The sequence below is a fragment of the Psychromonas sp. KJ10-10 genome (assembly GCF_047323245.1).
Taxonomy (GTDB): Bacteria; Pseudomonadota; Gammaproteobacteria; order Enterobacterales; family Psychromonadaceae; genus Psychromonas.
In genome coordinates this window covers 2,437,291-2,453,355 of the sequence record NZ_CP178826.1, presented here as the reverse complement: position 1 = coordinate 2,453,355, position 16,065 = coordinate 2,437,291, and the positions used below count along the sequence as shown (strand labels likewise).

The 16,065-nt window shown below is 35.0% G+C and carries 17 protein-coding genes and 2 pseudogenes; 14 read left to right on the top strand and 5 right to left on the bottom strand.

Going from position 1 to position 16,065, the window contains the following annotated elements; genetic code table 11:
* Positions 1-5 precede the first annotated feature (5 nt).
* From ACLKMH_RS14170 to ACLKMH_RS14160, 3 genes and pseudogenes are all read left to right on the top strand, one after another.
* A pseudogene (locus ACLKMH_RS14170) lies at positions 6-468 on the top strand (GAF domain-containing protein).
* 94 nt (positions 469-562) lie between these two features.
* Positions 563-1,510 carry an NADPH:quinone reductase gene (locus tag ACLKMH_RS14165; protein ID WP_413698744.1) on the top strand — a complete coding sequence of 316 codons (948 nt, stop codon included), beginning with the start codon at positions 563-565 and terminating at the stop codon, positions 1,508-1,510.
* 158 nt (positions 1,511-1,668) lie between these two features.
* Complete coding sequence (locus ACLKMH_RS14160) at positions 1,669-2,136, top strand: c-type cytochrome (protein ID WP_413698743.1); 468 nt, start codon at positions 1,669-1,671, stop codon at positions 2,134-2,136.
* A gap of 272 nt (positions 2,137-2,408) precedes the next feature.
* Here ACLKMH_RS14160 and ACLKMH_RS14155 read toward each other — a convergent pair whose 3' ends face one another.
* Both ACLKMH_RS14155 and ACLKMH_RS14150 read right to left on the bottom strand, forming a co-directional pair.
* A complete protein-coding gene (locus ACLKMH_RS14155) occupies positions 2,409-2,765 on the bottom strand; it encodes a cytochrome b/b6 domain-containing protein (protein ID WP_413698742.1) in 357 nt (118 codons plus the stop codon).
* Positions 2,657-2,926, bottom strand: coding sequence for a hypothetical protein (locus ACLKMH_RS14150; RefSeq protein ID WP_413702473.1), 270 nt, complete (start codon positions 2,924-2,926; stop codon positions 2,657-2,659). Before ACLKMH_RS14150 ends, ACLKMH_RS14155 begins: the two co-directional genes overlap by 109 nt.
* Positions 2,927-3,136: 210 nt before the next feature.
* On the opposite strand from ACLKMH_RS14150, the gene arfA reads away from it, so the two are divergent.
* On the top strand, positions 3,137-3,313 hold the full coding sequence (gene arfA, locus ACLKMH_RS14145) for an alternative ribosome rescue factor ArfA (RefSeq protein ID WP_413698741.1): 177 nt from the start codon (positions 3,137-3,139) through the stop codon (positions 3,311-3,313).
* A 92-nt stretch (positions 3,314-3,405) separates the two neighbouring features.
* Here the strand turns inward: arfA and leuE are convergent.
* A pseudogene (gene leuE / locus ACLKMH_RS14140) lies at positions 3,406-4,067 on the bottom strand (leucine efflux protein LeuE).
* Between the two features lie 61 nt (positions 4,068-4,128).
* Positions 4,129-5,799, bottom strand: a complete 1,671-nt coding sequence (locus tag ACLKMH_RS14135; protein WP_413698740.1) for a hypothetical protein — start codon at positions 5,797-5,799, stop codon at positions 4,129-4,131.
* Positions 5,800-6,372: 573 nt separating this feature from the next.
* Between ACLKMH_RS14135 and ACLKMH_RS14130 the strand changes: the two genes are divergently transcribed.
* The 10 genes from ACLKMH_RS14130 to ACLKMH_RS14085 all read left to right on the top strand — a co-directional run bounded on the left by ACLKMH_RS14130 (position 6,373) and on the right by ACLKMH_RS14085 (position 14,307).
* Positions 6,373-6,615, top strand: a complete 243-nt coding sequence (locus ACLKMH_RS14130; RefSeq protein WP_413698739.1) for a hypothetical protein — start codon at positions 6,373-6,375, stop codon at positions 6,613-6,615.
* Positions 6,616-6,932: 317 nt separating this feature from the next.
* Entirely contained in the window at positions 6,933-8,315 is a 1,383-nt protein-coding gene (locus tag ACLKMH_RS14125; protein ID WP_413698738.1) for a S1 family peptidase, read from the top strand.
* Between the two features lie 138 nt (positions 8,316-8,453).
* Positions 8,454-9,551, top strand: a complete 1,098-nt coding sequence (locus ACLKMH_RS14120) for an FIST signal transduction protein (protein WP_413698737.1) — start codon at positions 8,454-8,456, stop codon at positions 9,549-9,551.
* A 3-nt stretch (positions 9,552-9,554) separates the two neighbouring features.
* Complete coding sequence (locus ACLKMH_RS14115) at positions 9,555-9,875, top strand: hypothetical protein (RefSeq protein ID WP_413698736.1); 321 nt, start codon at positions 9,555-9,557, stop codon at positions 9,873-9,875.
* The gene (locus ACLKMH_RS14110) at positions 9,857-10,543 is read left to right on the top strand and encodes a diguanylate cyclase domain-containing protein (RefSeq protein WP_413698735.1); all 687 of its coding nucleotides are present in this window, start codon (positions 9,857-9,859) and stop codon (positions 10,541-10,543) included. Before ACLKMH_RS14115 ends, ACLKMH_RS14110 begins: the two co-directional genes overlap by 19 nt.
* Before the next feature lie 146 nt (positions 10,544-10,689).
* Complete coding sequence (locus tag ACLKMH_RS14105; protein ID WP_413698734.1) at positions 10,690-11,265, top strand: EAL domain-containing protein; 576 nt, start codon at positions 10,690-10,692, stop codon at positions 11,263-11,265.
* 31 nt (positions 11,266-11,296) lie between these two features.
* Entirely contained in the window at positions 11,297-11,431 is a 135-nt protein-coding gene (locus tag ACLKMH_RS14100; RefSeq protein ID WP_413698733.1) for an EAL domain-containing protein, read from the top strand.
* Positions 11,432-11,701: 270 nt separating this feature from the next.
* Entirely contained in the window at positions 11,702-12,904 is a 1,203-nt protein-coding gene (gene nhaD / locus ACLKMH_RS14095; protein ID WP_413698732.1) for a sodium:proton antiporter NhaD, read from the top strand.
* The gene (locus ACLKMH_RS14090; RefSeq protein WP_413698731.1) at positions 12,897-13,055 is read left to right on the top strand and encodes a hypothetical protein; all 159 of its coding nucleotides are present in this window, start codon (positions 12,897-12,899) and stop codon (positions 13,053-13,055) included. Before nhaD ends, ACLKMH_RS14090 begins: the two co-directional genes overlap by 8 nt.
* Before the next feature lie 136 nt (positions 13,056-13,191).
* Positions 13,192-14,307, top strand: a complete 1,116-nt coding sequence (locus ACLKMH_RS14085; RefSeq protein WP_413698730.1) for a Gfo/Idh/MocA family protein — start codon at positions 13,192-13,194, stop codon at positions 14,305-14,307.
* Positions 14,308-14,318: 11 nt separating this feature from the next.
* On the opposite strand, the gene ACLKMH_RS14080 is transcribed toward ACLKMH_RS14085, so the two are convergent.
* Entirely contained in the window at positions 14,319-16,049 is a 1,731-nt protein-coding gene (locus tag ACLKMH_RS14080) for a DUF2264 domain-containing protein (protein ID WP_413698729.1), read from the bottom strand.
* Positions 16,050-16,065 lie beyond the last annotated feature (16 nt).

Below are 16,065 nucleotides of genomic sequence, written 5' to 3'. Positions count from 1 at the left end.
CAGTTATGCAAACATTTAAAGATTATCAACTACTGACTCAACAGGCGCTGTCTTTGATAGAAACAGAAACTGACCTGATCGCTAATTTATCTAATATCAGTGCACTATTGAATATGAATATGGGTAATATTAACTGGGTTGGATTTTATATCTTAAAAGAAAATCAACTGATATTAGGTCCCTTTCAGGGTAATGTCGCCTGTGTTCGCATAGATTTAAACAAAGGAGTCTGTGGTAAAGCCTTTAGCACTAATAGTGTTCAACGTATTGCAGATGTACATGAATTTCCTGGGCATATTGCCTGTGATGTCTGCCAGTCAATCTGAAATTGTTTTACCAATAAATGTTAACGGTAATACCGTCGCGGTATTAGACATCGATAGCCCGATCGTAAATCGTTTTTCTGAAATCGATGAGCAAGGTTTGAGCTATTTAATTGAGAACATTGAAAATAAATTAGGTTTTTAGTGAATACAAGATCACAGCTTTATCTCTTTTTGTATCGATAGCCCTAAAAATTAATGTATGCTTTCATTTCAAAATAACACTAATGGTGAATCGAATGAAAGCAATACAAGCACAAGACTATGGTGAACAATTTCAATTAAATGAATGCCCTGATCTCACAGTAGCAGATGGCCAAATCCTCATTTCAATTAAAGCCGCTGGTGTTAATCCCGTTGATACCTATATCGCAGCTGGTACTAATAATTATACAACCACTTTCCCGCATACCCCAGGTAAAGATGCGACCGGTGTTATCCTCGCGTTAGGTGCTAATGTTGATGGTTTTCAGGTTGGACAACGTGTTTATTGTGCAGGAACGTTAACAGGAGCCAGTGCCGAACAAGCACTTGCCAATCCTAATCAGGTTTTTCCACTATCAGATAAACTTAGTTTTGAACAGGGAGCTTGTTTGGGTGTGCCTTATGCAACCGCTTGGCGCTCTTTATTTGTACGTGCAAATTGTCAAGCATCAGACACAGTGTTTATACACGGAGCAAGTGGTGGTGTTGGTTTAGCGACTCTACAACTCGCCAAAGCAAAGGGTTGTAAAGTTTTTGCCAGTGCAGGCTCTGAAGAAGGTGTTGCCCTATTACAAGAGTTAGGCGCCGATATGGTGGTTAATCACCATCAAGCTGAGCATTATCAACAAATACAACAAACAGCCCCTATTGATATTATTTTAGAAATGCTGGCGAATCAAAATTTAGGTGATGATTTACCCTTACTTAATAAAGGCGGACGAGTAGTAGTGATTGGTAGCCGTGGCAATGTTGAAATCAATCCACGTGATTTAATGGCTAGGGATGCTTGTATTATGGGTATGGCTTTAGCCCAAGCGACCCTTTCGGAGTTAAAAGAAATCCATCAGGCGCTATATGAAGGAGCTCAAAAAGGTTTTATCAAACCAATCATTGCAAAATGTTTTGAACTAAATGAAATAAGCTCAGCACATAAAGCAGTAATGGAATCGGGAGCGACAGGCAATATTGTTGTTAATGTTTAAGCAGAAGTTAAACATTCAAATGTTAATTAATTGCGCAAATGTTAAATATTGTGAACTTTAACTTAACGAAGTCACTTTTGCATTATAAGCTTAAGTGACTCATACTAAGAGTCTAACAAAGGTTAAACTCACCACTACAACCATTAATAAGGATTTATATGAAGATTCTATCTAAAGTATTGTTAGTTGGTCTTGTCTCTATTAGTACGACATCAGTTTTTGCTGACGTTGCACAATCAGAAAAACATGCCATAAAAGCAACTGAATTACGTCAATCAATCTTTTCTTTAATCAGTAGTAACATGGGTTCATTAGGCGCTATGGCTAAAGGACAAATCCCTGTTGACGCGACGGTTGTCGAAAAAAATGCCTTGCGTATAAATCAATTATCTTTGATGTTAGGTGACTATTTCAAAACCGATACATCTAGTTTTAATGTGACAACCGATGCGAAAAACTCAATCTGGACAGAACAAGACAAATTTGCAACTAACATTGAAAACTTAACTTCTGCTTCTTCGGCCTTAATGGTAGCCGCACAGTCTAAAGATGAAGGTGCAATCAAAAAAGCTATTGGTGGTGTAGGTAAAACCTGTGGCGGTTGTCATGATGACTTCAGAGATTAATTCTGTTTAGATTATTCACTTCTAAAATATTAATAAGCTCTTAAAACAAAGGCCATCTGACTTAAAAGTGAGATGGCCTTTTCAATGGACAATTATTTATAGTGATTAATAATAAAACTCTTCTATAACGGGTGCATTGATTACTACCAACCAATATAGAAATACCGCAACCATAATAGCTAACAGAATGGCGAGTACGATTTTTGAATGTGGGATTTTGTCCTCTTCTCTGATTGTGTCGGCGTCTTTTTTACCCGTAATCATTGGCAACACTAAATTTTGCTTTTAGCTTTCCAATAAAAGGCGATTGCCGAAATATGAAAAACAATGGCAATTATCATAAAATCAAAAAAGTTATGATGGATAAATTTCATAACATTTTCAACACTCTTATCAAATACATCGTGATAAGGCCCTGCTGAAAACACACCATCATCGATAAATAATCCACTTACTGCTTGTAAACAGACTAATATGATCATTACAAATACCATCAAACTGCCGAGTGGATTATGCCCAGCTACATAGGGTGACTTTCCTTTTTTAATGGCAGAAATATAATTAAGTACCCTTTTAGGTGTTGGGAAAAAGAAACAAACTTTGAATGTTTCGAACCGAAAAATCCCCAAAGTACTCTAAACATAACTAAACCAAGTGCAAAATATCCCAGCAACATATGATTATCAATATAGCCTTGCTCTATAGTGAACCATGAACAGAGGATGGTGGTTGCAAATAACCAATGAAAGATGCGTAAAGGTATATCCCAAACTAAACTCGTTTTTTTCATGTTTATATCCTTTAAGATTATTAGGCCTTGATTATACTGCTATTGGGTTATTGAAAATCATAGTATGAAACATAGTTAATTTAGTAAACATTATTTGTGTTTAGTTTTACTAAAAATAAATGAGAAATAATGAAAATATATTTTGTATATTATTTAAAAATAGCCTAATTTACGCTTTCCAATTAAATGTGAACAAAGGAGTTACACAAGATGGCAAAACATAAAAAAATGACTGTGGAAGCAATTCCAAATCAAATACAAAAACAAACGGATCTTGCCCGTGGCACAATTAACCATTCTGCATTGGGCGCATTAGTAACCAGTAAATTTTTTTCTATGCGAGTAGAAAAAGCTAAAAAGGCAAAGGTTCATTTAAGCGTAAAATGAAACACAAGGGGAAAGAGTGTTATCAAATGGTAGCTTAAAAGATTGCTCCTTAGCTAGAATTTGATAACACTGCTTCACTCAATCATTCTATATTAACTGGCGCTTGCAAGTGCCAGTTTAACTGCAAAGCCAATAAAACCAACTCCAACACTTCCTCCTGATATAGCGCTCACTTTCTTCCGTTTTCGAAATGCTTCTGCAAGTGTAGTTCCTGCATAAATAAGTAAAGCAAGGTATAACAAACTCATTGCTTGAATAGTTAGTGCCAAAATGAGAAAAGGGATCACGGGTTGCGCATAACTTGGATCAACAAACTGAGCAAAAAAAGAAAGAAAAATAAAATAGCTTTGGGATTTAATAAACTTACTAGTAACGCTTTTCTAAAAGCTTTACCCGCTGTTGTTTTTTTGACTTCTACTGTGGCATCTAAATTTGCTTGATCCAACTGGCGCCATGATTTAATTGCACCAGCAAGGAGATTGTAACCTATATAAATAAGGTAACCTGCACCAGCATATTTAATAAACATAAAGATGGCAGGATAAGCGGTTAGAATGGTAACAGCTCCTAATGCGGTAGCTAAAATTAAAACTGAATCCCCAACTAATACCCCCAGAACTGCCATCCAGCCAACACGACTGCCTTGATGTGCCGAAAGTGCTAAAACATATAAAGAATTAGGGCCCGGTAATAAAATAATAAAAAAAGCACCTATTAAATAAGTAACATAATTAAGGACACCAAATGATTCCATAAACTAACCCTGTCTATATTTGTTAACTAACCTTAAGAGAAGCTAACTGAAAGTGAATATGTTACTGAGCGAGTTCACTCATGTGTTTGGGTGGCAATAACCACCCTTGCCCATCGTGGGATGAATATTTGACGCCTGGGTGTTGGTGTAGAGAAAAGCAAAAAAGCTGTGCCTCAGGCAATGTTGAACGGGCTTCTAAGAAACGAGACTCGATAGTCTGCAATAATTTTTTAGCAGAATTAAGGCTTTCATCAGAGCCATAAATAAATGTTTTATAAGAAAAATCCTCCTCTACTTTCAACAAAACTTGTTCTCCAACTAATGAATCATCAAGTTGATATTTTTTCACAATGGTATCACCATAAATAAAGTAGGATTTTTCTTGTCGAACCGGATAATCACTACTGATTGCTAAATACCTAAAGTCTCTCTTTAAAGGAGGTAAAATCCTAAAATTCGTTAACATTAACTGTCGTTTATGAACTTCCACAGAATCTCCACAACTCTTATCACAAAGACTCTCCGGTAAATTTTGTGCCGTAATTATTTTGGAAATATCACGAGCAATCATTAAGCAAAGCCCATAAATTAAATCCACGACTGATTTTTTATGTATCTCTGTAAACATTTTTTCATTAAAAGCGACCTGCTCAACAATTGCCATATCCAACTTAGGATGAAAAATATCATGGCTAATTGCTTGTTTAATAAGTTTATTATCAGTATTAGCCAGATATACATTCTGTGAAAGCAATTTAGAGGCGTATTGATTTAATTTAAACTGTAAATAAGTAGCAAAAGTCTCTGGATTTGATTTTGTTACAAAAAATAGTGCAATGTCTTTAAAGTGTTGATAATCAATCAACTGCATTACCTCGGAATATAACGAGCGTGACTCCCAGTTTTGCTTACGTTGTTCTTCAGAAATAGACCTATCATTATTTAATGTTTCCATCTCAATAGATAATAAAATTAACTTTTGCGCTTCAAAGGTGCCAGGCGCGGAGAAATTAATAAAGCGCTGTTTACCACTTAACTGGTAACCGGGTTTATAGATCAAACTATCAGGGTGTTTAAAATACAAGAATGTAGTGTTTGCTTCTGAGCAATCTTTAAAGGATATATGTTGCATATTTAAAATAAAAACAGAACTTTTTCGACCAAATAAATACTTATTATTTATGCCTGACACTTTAGAGCAAATATAACCCAAGTCGATTAATCTTTGGATTTGTCCCTCTAATGCTTGTTGTTTCATACCTGTTAATTTCAACAGTGTTGCATTATCTAAGTTCTCAACAAAACCAAATTTATCTGCATGATGTAATAAAACGATTAATAATAACTTACTATCAGCTTTTAAATCGTCATTTTTATCTTCGTTAAACGCACTTAAAAGTAAATTTTTTATCTTTTCATTTGAAAAAATAATCTGCAAATTTAATGTGGCATTCAGTTCTTTATTAATTTTTCCTAGGATTATATTTTTATATTGAAAAGAGGGGCGACCTCGCTGTCCTGCCTTTTGTGGTTCAATTTGCTTTTCTAAAAATCCTGCTTCAACCAATTTACTTAAGGTCCGTTCAATCACAGCTTCGGAAAAACCATAGTCAGTGACTAATTGTTTTCTATTACCATTAATGTAGGGTTTATTATGAAAAAGCATTCCTAGAAAAATGAATCTATCTATTGCTTTAAGTTGTTTAACACAATTCAATACGTCATTTATCAAAACAGCCTCTTAACACATTAAAACCTACAAATAATGACCATTATACATAAGTTTAGTTTATTTTAACAGGCAATCACATAACAAACGCCACAATTAAAAAACATTTTCAATGGCCATTATTTGCAAGTTAAAATAAAGTTGGAATTATTATGAAACTGATACAAGCATTACTATTAAGGTATAAACTCAGTGTTATCTTCTTAATAATTAAAGTGGTAATATTTAAATAGGCGTTTAATTTTTTATGTTCAAATTTTAAAGGGAAAATAAACTATATACAAATAATAGCATTGCTTTTATAAGTTATTAGGTTAGTTTAATCCCTTCTTTCTCTGTTAAGTAATCACTTTAAAGCGACTGTTCCTATGATAATAATAATTTAACAAAGCAATCTAAGACTTTTAAAATAGATTATTAGGCCAATTTCCACAGACACTAAACATCAAATTTAAGTATAAAAACAAACTATCTATTTATATCAACTTCCTTATTATTTACGCATTTCTTACATATTTAAAATGTATCTTGTTACCCAACGATTAATCCCCTTAACACCTAAATAGAGAAATCAATATGAAAAGAAATCTAATATTAACTTCTGTCGCTTTGCTATTAACAAGTCAATTCACTTTTGCTAATCAACAAGGTCCCTCTGGAAATCCAGGTCCACCACCTGAAGCCACAACTGCTTGTGAAGATAAAAGTGAAGGTGATAGTGCGGAATTTGAAGGTCGTGATGGAGAAATCATTACCGGTACCTGTGAAGATAGAAATGGCACCCTTATTCTTCGTCCAGACAACCCACCACAACATTAAAGTAAATTAGAAAACGTGAATAAATATGGAAAGGTTATAATAACCTTTCCATTCACACTGGATATTTCATTATTAATATTGTTTTTTAGTAATTATTTTGAATTTAAATTAATAATGCTTGAAATAGGCTATTCTATTTATAATTCCTCTATCAATATATGAGATCAAGGTATCTACCCTGCTATTATATCAATTGTAATAATTAGCTGATCTGTTTTACTGATTAAAATATAGATCAAATATTTAATACAATTGCATTTAATCGCATTCTCAAAGAGGATCTTATTTCTTTAATATTGTGTGTTTAAGGGTAAAAAATGAAAAACATTTTCTCCGCTATCAAAAACCATTTTTACAAAATACAAAACTCGTTCTCTCTAACCAATAAATTACAAACGATTGTTTTTGTATTTATGTCTTTGTTTTCATTTCAATCCCTTGCAACAGTTACGGCAACCACTTTTATTGTTGGTGGCGATGATGCCGAACGAGCATATCCTTGGATGGTAGCTCTATATCAATCTGGGAATTATAGCTGTGGTGGTGTTTTAATTAGCTCACATTGGGTAGCAACCGCAGCCCATTGTGTATATGAAAATGATGATAGTTCTGGAAACGCAAGCGCTTATGATGCATCTCAATTTAGCCTTGTGATTGGAGATTCATCTCATTACTCATCAACCACTATTGCACGAAGATCTGGTGCAACAGTTCACGATGTCAACCAAGTTATCATTCACCCTAGTTATGTTGCCTCTGACAATGATGATAGCAACACCGATTATGATTATGATATTGCACTAATTGAATTGACTGATGCTTATTATCAACCTGGCCCTGCCCTTGCCACTTCAACTCAATTAAATAATATGGCAACAGGTAAAGTACTGACACTCATTGGTTATGGCTCTATGTCAGCAGATGAAGACGCCAGTAATGATGAAATTATCCCAACAACGCTACAGGAAGCAAGTTTACCCTACGTACCTAATGGCGATTGCTACTGGAACGAATCTGGTTCACTCACTGACAATATGCTTTGCGCTGGCTATTCTGATGGTACTGCTATTGATGCTTGCTCTGGTGATAGCGGAAGCCCCTTATTTTCCTCTGTTGACGGTCAACTTACATTACTCGGTATCGTCAGCTGGGGAGCCTCTAGTTGCTCTGATGTACCTGGCGTTTTTGCCAATATTAGTAACTTACGAAGTTGGATTTTGGCGCAAATAGATGGTGTTCAAGTTGTTGAAGAAGGTACTATTTATGGTACCAGCACAGGACTTATTGGTGTTTATCATTATGGAAGCAATACTAATACTGACGACGCCATCAGTATTGGTGAATTAAGCTTTGATTCTGACTACAGCAGTATCTTCACTTTATCTGATAATTGTAGCTTCACAACACTTTATGCCTCCGATACTGCTTGTTACATTGAGTTTGATTTACTTAATAGTATTGACAATGATGCTTTATTTGAAGCACAGCTGGCTGTTACTGCAAACGCCACTTCCACACTCGATGCATCCGAACAATCTTATCAGCTAAGATTTTCTGTCAGCAGTACAACCGAAGAGGTTAACGCAACAGTGTCTTCTAGTGGAGATTCAGGTGGAGGTAGTTTAGGATTTATCACATTAATATTGATTGCTCTTGCTGGTTTTAAACGATTACTTTTAAAACAAAAAACAATGTTGTGATCTAATATAATGTTCACATCAAAAATTAAATACTTATATGTGACATTTACATGACAATTGATTTTGTAAAATCTGTAATATTAACTATAGTTAATTTCATTTCAATACTAATAGTTAAATTCTTTTATGAATAATCAAATGGTTACATGGCATAGTGATAATGGTAGTTTTGAAACCTTTAATGAAGGGCTTCAACTAATTTTAGCGCAACAACCGCAAAGTATTATCATTCTGAGTTGTAGCGATAATCAATATATTGAAAGTGACATTAATAACCTATTACAAACAATAAACATACCTGTTTGTGGCGGTATATATGTCAATGTCTTTATCGGTAATAAATTATTAGAGCAAGGTGTACTGTTTATTGGATTAGACTTTGAAATAAGTAACCATCAATTTCACATTAATGATGACCATTCAGCCAATATTAGCCAACTTATAGATGATAATACCTCATTAAAACAAGAGACAAGTTGCTTGATGTTTTACGATGGATTGATGGCAAATACTGAATTTTTTCTCGAGGAATTATACAGCACATTAGACCGTGAGATGACGATTGCTGGTGGTGGAGCTGGTTATATCGACTTTGTTCAAAGACCTTGCGTATACACAAACCAAGGGCTCAAAAGTGATATTATTCAATTGATCACATTCAACCGCCCTTTATCAACAAGCATTGGTCATGGCTGGACAATACTTGATGGCCCTTTTTTGGTCACTGATTCAAATGGATCTACAATTAAAAGTTTGAATTATGAAGATGCATTTAATGTCTATAAAGAAACCGTAGAAAAACTCAGTCAATATAAATTTGACCAACATGAATTTTTTCAAATATCACGTCATTTCCCCTTTGGTATTGAAAATATTAATGGAGAACTTCTAGTCAGAGATCCCATTGTTCATTCAAACTCATCGATTCAATGTGTTGGAAATATCCCCGATAGTTCTATGTTATACATTCTAAAAGGTGAAAAAGACTCATTAATCAATTCAGCGGTTAGCGCCTTAAATAACTTAAATTCATCAGAATGTAACCTCACCATTGCCTTCGACTGCATCAGCAGAAAACTTTATTTACAGGATGATTTCACTCAAGAACTGGATATGCTTTATACACATAAGGACACGAATATCATTTTAGGTGTTTTGTCCTTAGGGGAAATAGCTAATGATCAGGGTGGAGCGATGAAATTACTTAACAAATCAACAGTGATAGGTTGTCTATAAATTATGAATAAAGCACTATTTATTATTTCACTGCAACATGAATTGGCAATGGCCGTCATCAATGATTTTGACCTTGATAAAATGTTAAAACATTTTATCAAGGTGTGTTTTACCCGTTTAAGTTTATCTAGTGCGCACGTTTACCTTCATCAAAATAGCGATGGTAGAGCAATTATCATTAGTAACGAGACGCCATACCAAACACGACATTTTTTAAGTGTTCCTAAAAATAAAGAAGGTAAAGCCTGGCAAGAAACACATATATTGCAGAATTTTTCCAAAAAGCACAGCAGACAAAAAATGATGTGTTATTCGAAGAAATAAACGGTACTTTCTTATATGCCTTTGATTTACCTAATCACGGCATTATTATTTTTGAAACTCGTGTTGAGTTTGAACCTATTATTGCAAAGGCCTTACAACCTATTTTTGTTAAACTCTCAACAAGTTGTTACAGCAATATTGTTTATAATTCCTTGTTACTTGAAATGGAAGCCAGAAAAAAAGCCGACAAACGCGCCATTTATGAAGCACAACATGATGCTTTAACAGGATTATTCAGCCAACAATATATAAAAGAATTACTTAAACAAGACTATGTCCGCGCAATTCAAGAAAAACATCACGGTTGTCTTATTTTTCTTGGTTTAAATCGTTTTAAAGCTATTAACGATGAGATGGGTCATAGTATTGGAGATAAAGTATTAATTGCACTCGCTCAACGGTTAAATGCGCTTTCCTGTGAGCACTTGAATGTGGCACGATTTGGAGGGGACGAGTTTATTTTATTGTTATCTCACTTGCCTCAGGATATGACAAAAGCACAGGAAATTGTAGATGGCATAATATTAAAAATTAACCATGCAATAAATTTACCCTTAACCTGTGAGGGTAATTTATTTAAAATTTTCTGTAGCATTGGTTATCATTTTTACCCTCAACAGCATTTTTTGAAGAACGTGCTGTTGAAAATGATGACACTCAAAACCTAGCGACTAAAAGTAGCCAATATAAAGATATCATTCCCTTTGCTAATATTGCGATGCATGAAGCAAAACGATCCAATAAAACAAAAGCACTACTTTATCAGGAATCAATGTCAGATAAGATTCATTTAAAACACGCTTATGTAAAGGAAATGAAACAGGCAATACAAAACAATGAATTTTGTTTATATTATCAGCCTCAATATAATCACAAAAAGGAAATTATTGGTGCCGAAGCCTTATTGCGCTGGCATCATCCCACACGAGAAATGGTTTCTCCAGAAGTCTATATCCCTATTGCAGAAGAAAGCAGTTTGATCCTAGATATTGGTTTATGGGTATTAGAGCAAGCCTGTCGAGATATAAAAATACTTGAGCAACGAGGCTTACCTTCGACCTTTAAAAAATTATCGATAAATGTCAGTCCTAAACAATTACAACAAGCTAATTTTAAAGATTTAGTCATTTCTAATGTTGAAAAAAATAATATTCAACCTAAGCATTTAGGACTAGAACTAACTGAAAACCTATTAGTAGAAAGCTTTGAACACAGTATTGTATTAATTGAAGATTTAAAACAGCATGGCATTGATTGTAGTATTGATGACTTCGGCACAGGTTATTCTTCATTATCATATTTAAGACGTATTCCCGCTTCTTTATTAAAAATTGATCGTTCATTTGTTATTGATATTGACCAACAAACTGAAGGTGCGAGCAATTGCTAAAATGATTATTAGTTTAGGTAAGACGCTAAATATGGAAGTATTAGCCGAAGGAGTTGAAACAAACGAAGAGCTAGCGTGTTTAGACTCTTTAGGCTGTTATCAATACCAAGGATATTTATTTAGTAAACCTGTTCCCTTTGAATCATTCTTAAAACTTTTAGATTAATTAAAGGCAATATTTATATGCTCGCCACATCAATACCTTCTCTTTTATCTTAGTTTTAGTGATTTTTATAACAATAATCTAAGATAAAATTACTAATTATTTGATTAAGAATAATATTACCTCCGATTTGGAAGCTAAAAAGCTAGACACATACAGCATTTCCTGATTTTTTTGTTAAACTGTTGAAAATTTGACGTTGAACACATTAAACCCTAGATGCTTTATTTTAAAGAGGTTTTCTGATGTTTTCATTCTTATATTGGAGGTAACATGACACGAGTAGAAAGCGGGGTTCAGGCTGTTGATTTAGCTGTTGAACCATTCGGATGGCTTTTATTAGTTATATTTGTAGTAGGATATTACTTTATTGCGGCGGAAGAAAAATATCACATTAACAAAGCGAAACCAGCCCTCTTCACTGGTACCTTTATGTTTATGTTATTAGGGGCCTATTATGCGATTAATGGCCTTAATTTTGCGACCTTTGATACTGAAATTGCTCACCTTATACTAGAAATTGCAGAAATATTCTTCTTCTTATTTGTTGCTATGACCTTTATTGAAGCCTTGATTGAACGAAATGTATTTGACGCTCTAAAGGAGAAGCTCCTCAACTCCGGCTACAACTATAAAAAATTGTTTTGGGTAACTGGTATTCTAGCCTTCTTTATCTCTCCGGTTGCAGATAACTTAACAACCGCGCTTATTCTATCGACGGTATTAATTACCATAGAGAAAAACAATAAGGCATTCCTTGTGCCGGCGACTATTAATATCGTGGTAGCGGCAAATGCGGGTGGTGCTTGGTCTCCCTTTGGTGATATTACCACTTTGATGGCATGGTCTGCTGGAAAAGGAAGCTTCGTTGATTTCCTATTTTTGTTCCCCTCTTCTATTATTGGCTGGGGTATGACAGCCTTCCTACTGTCTCGTTTTGTCCCTAAAGGCTCACCAAAGAAAATTGAAGGTGCTGAACCCGTTAAAATTCATAAAGGTGGTAAAGTCATTATCGGACTAGGTATCTTTACTATCGCTTCAGCGGTATTAGGTAAACAATTAATGCATTTACCGCCGATGTGGGGAATGTTATTTGGTTTGTCACTGTTACAACTTTATGCATACAGGTTGAAAAAACATCATGATAACGATATCCAAATTTATAAATCCGTTTCTAAAGTCGAAAATGATACCCTACTCTTCTTCTTCGGTATATTAGTCGCGGTTGGTGCATTACATTTTGCAGGTTTCTTAAGCCATGCAGTTAAACTGTATACCTTATTTGATCCTATGTACGTAAATATTGGTGTCGGTTTCTTATCTGCTATCGTTGATAACGTTCCGGTTATGTCTGCTGTATTAAAATCATCGCCAGATATCCCATTAGCACAATGGATGTTGGTAACCTTAACAGCTGGTGTTGGTGGCGGCGATGATCTCCTTTGGCTCTGCTGCAGGTGTTGGTGTGATGGGTAAACTTAAAGGTGTTTATACCTTTGGTGCGCATATGAAGTATTCATGGACAATTCTGGTGGGTTACTTTGTTTCCATCACAGTTTGGTACCTTCAATATGAAGTATTAGGCTTATATATCCAACCTGCCGTTAACGCGGTTGCAGGACACTAAGTAACACATTAAGATGTTCTCAGGGTTTACTTGAGAACATCTTTTCCTATCAAAAAACGACACTACCCAACCTCTCAATATCGCCTATTTAATATCATCATTTTTACATTAAAAAATATTAATAAGGCAATCTATTATGTCATCCTCAAAAATCAATATTGGGCTTATCGGTTTAGGTGTTATGGGAGCGTCACATGCTTCTAACTTAATGCAAATTCCTGGAGTTTGTTTAAGTGCCGTCTGTGGATTACGCAAAAAACCAACAGATGAATTTGCGGCTCGTTTTTCCGCACAGCCTTTTTACAATATTGATGAAATGATCAGTTCAGCTGATATTGATGCTCTAATCATTGCGACACCTCATTTTCAGCATACACCAATCACCTTAAAAGCTTTTCAAGCCGGTTTACATGTTTTAACTGAAAAACCTATCGCAGTTCATAAAGCTGATGCATTAAAAATGCTCCAAGCGCATCACACACAAAAACACCTTCGTTTTGCGACTATGTTTAATCAAAGAACTAATCCTGCGTTTATTAAAATAAAATCCTTAATTGACGATGGCACTCTCGGAGAAATTCGGCGCGTTAATTGGATCATTACTGATTGGTTTAGAACCGAGCAATATTACCAATCTGGCGGTTGGCGTGGCACATGGAAAGGTGAAGGAGGTGGGGTTTTATTAAACCAATGTCCGCACCAATTGGATCTTTTTCAATGGCTTTTTGGTTTACCCACAAAAGTAACCGCCTTTTGCCAAGTAGGGAAGTATCACAATATAAACGTTGAAGATAATGTCAACGCTTATTGCGAGTTTAAAAATGGTGCAACAGGTATTTTTATTGCCTCTACAGGTGAAGCACCAGGAACAAACAGACTTGAGATCACAGCTGAAAAGGGCAAGTTAGTATACGAAGATCAAAAGCTGTTATTTACCAAAAATGAACAAGCAATGACACAGTTCAGTCAAAATGCAGAACAAGGTTTTATAAAACCTGATACAACACAAATAAGCATTGCTATTGAACCACAACATGAACAAGAGCATCTCGCTATTATTAAGAACTTTTACGAATGTATCATTAACGCTAATGCTTCACTTATTGCGCCAGCAGAGGAGGGAATAAAATCCGTTGAATTAGCAAACAGCATGATTCTGTCTTCTTTTACAGGAAAAACGATAACTTTACCAATAGACGCAGAGGTTTATAGAAGGTTTTTAGCTGATAAAATAGATAATGAGCAAAATTAAAATATTGTCGGTTATTTATTCATTTTAAAAGAACTGCATATTATATGCTCTCCCGCTGTTAACTTTGTTAATAAAAAAGGAACCGCACTTCTAGGAAAGGAAACATCACTGTTTACTCGTGTGCTAACATGCGCTGATTTTTTATGAGTATCCAAACTTTTAATTGTAGTGATTCCGTTACTTCCCTGCACTGTAATCTGTAAAGCTTGTTCACCACTTGAAATAAAGACCTCTTCTTCTTGATACCATTTACCAACAGAAAAACCAGTTTCCACTACCCAAACGTCTTGATCAGTTTTAAAACGGTGGGTACGAACACAACCACCGTCTTGTTTAACCTCTATTGTGGTTAAAACTATGTACTTCCCAGAGCTCCAATTAATGATTAATTGATTTTCTAGCACTTTAACATTCAGGTTTTTCTGGCGCATTTGCCAATGGCAACCATCATCAAAACTAAATGCAAAAATGTTATCGCCAAAACTCATTTTTTCACAATACAACAAGGCATTTATATCCATTCCACCAAAGGTCGAATAGGCGAATTTGTTGTATTTATCAAGTTGAAAACCTGGATGAACCGTCGCCGCATAATGAATAATAGAATTGCCATCTATACGTTGTGCAATAGTTTTACTGGCAGGCATGGCTTTGATAACTTCTGGATAATCTATAGGCTCTTCTTTACTTGTCCAAAAAGGCGAATCATCCTCAAGCATTAAAGGTAAAAAAGCCTTGAATGCCCAATAGGGAGATGTCGGTGAATTATAGATTTCGCACATTTGTAAATTGGGATAGTCATAACCACGGGTTAAAATTCCATTATGTGTAAAAATAGGTTTATTTTTCCAACTACGAAGATGTCTGCCCCAAAGCCCCTTAATTTGCCCAGGTGTAAATTCTGTATCATCCAGTAGTGAGTAAGCCCCCCAAAAACCACAACAAGCAAAACGATAAGTTAATGAACGTCCTTGTACTAAAGTATCACCATTATCAGCAAACCAATAACTAAAGGGTTTTGCGAAGGCATCTGCTCTTAATTTAAATAACTTAGCAAGTTCATCATTTTGATGATTAAACTTTGTTGCATACAGAATGCTGTAATAATGCAAAGCAAAACCACCGTAATGATCAATAGTTTCTATAGCTCCATCACCGTACCAACCATCACCTAAATACCAATTTTTTAATTTGTTCAAAAACTTTTCTTTTAACACTAAATCAACTAATTCAAGCTGACCAACCTCTTCCAATGCTTGCTGAATAATCACAGTAAAAAATAACCAATTATTGTGAGATGTTTCCTTGTACTGAATACTGGCTAACCATGTTACTAAGTTGTTTTTTTGTTTATCTGTCAAAGGGTGCCAGGCTTGTTGTGGCAACAAAATCATAAAAAAGCCAATTGCGACCATTTCCACACTGCGTTGATCAACATCTTTTAGACTGCCCCAATACAGATCTGAATTTGGATCTGTGCCTTGTATAATAAGCGAACGTATTAGATCCCAGTGTTTAAATTGTCCACCTCCTAGTTCTAAAGGCACTAACCCCCATAAAGGTCGAGCAACTCCTTCTAAAGAACTGGCTCGCATATCAAAACATGCACCACCTTCATCAAAATCAATTTGAGCCCCTTGTGTCTGATAATAAGGAATTAATGGTTCAAATAAGTCTTTCACTAAACGTTGAAAGTCTTTTTTTGTGGTTAATGGGTTCTCAGAAAATAAGGAATATTTCATGTTTATCGCCTTTCGC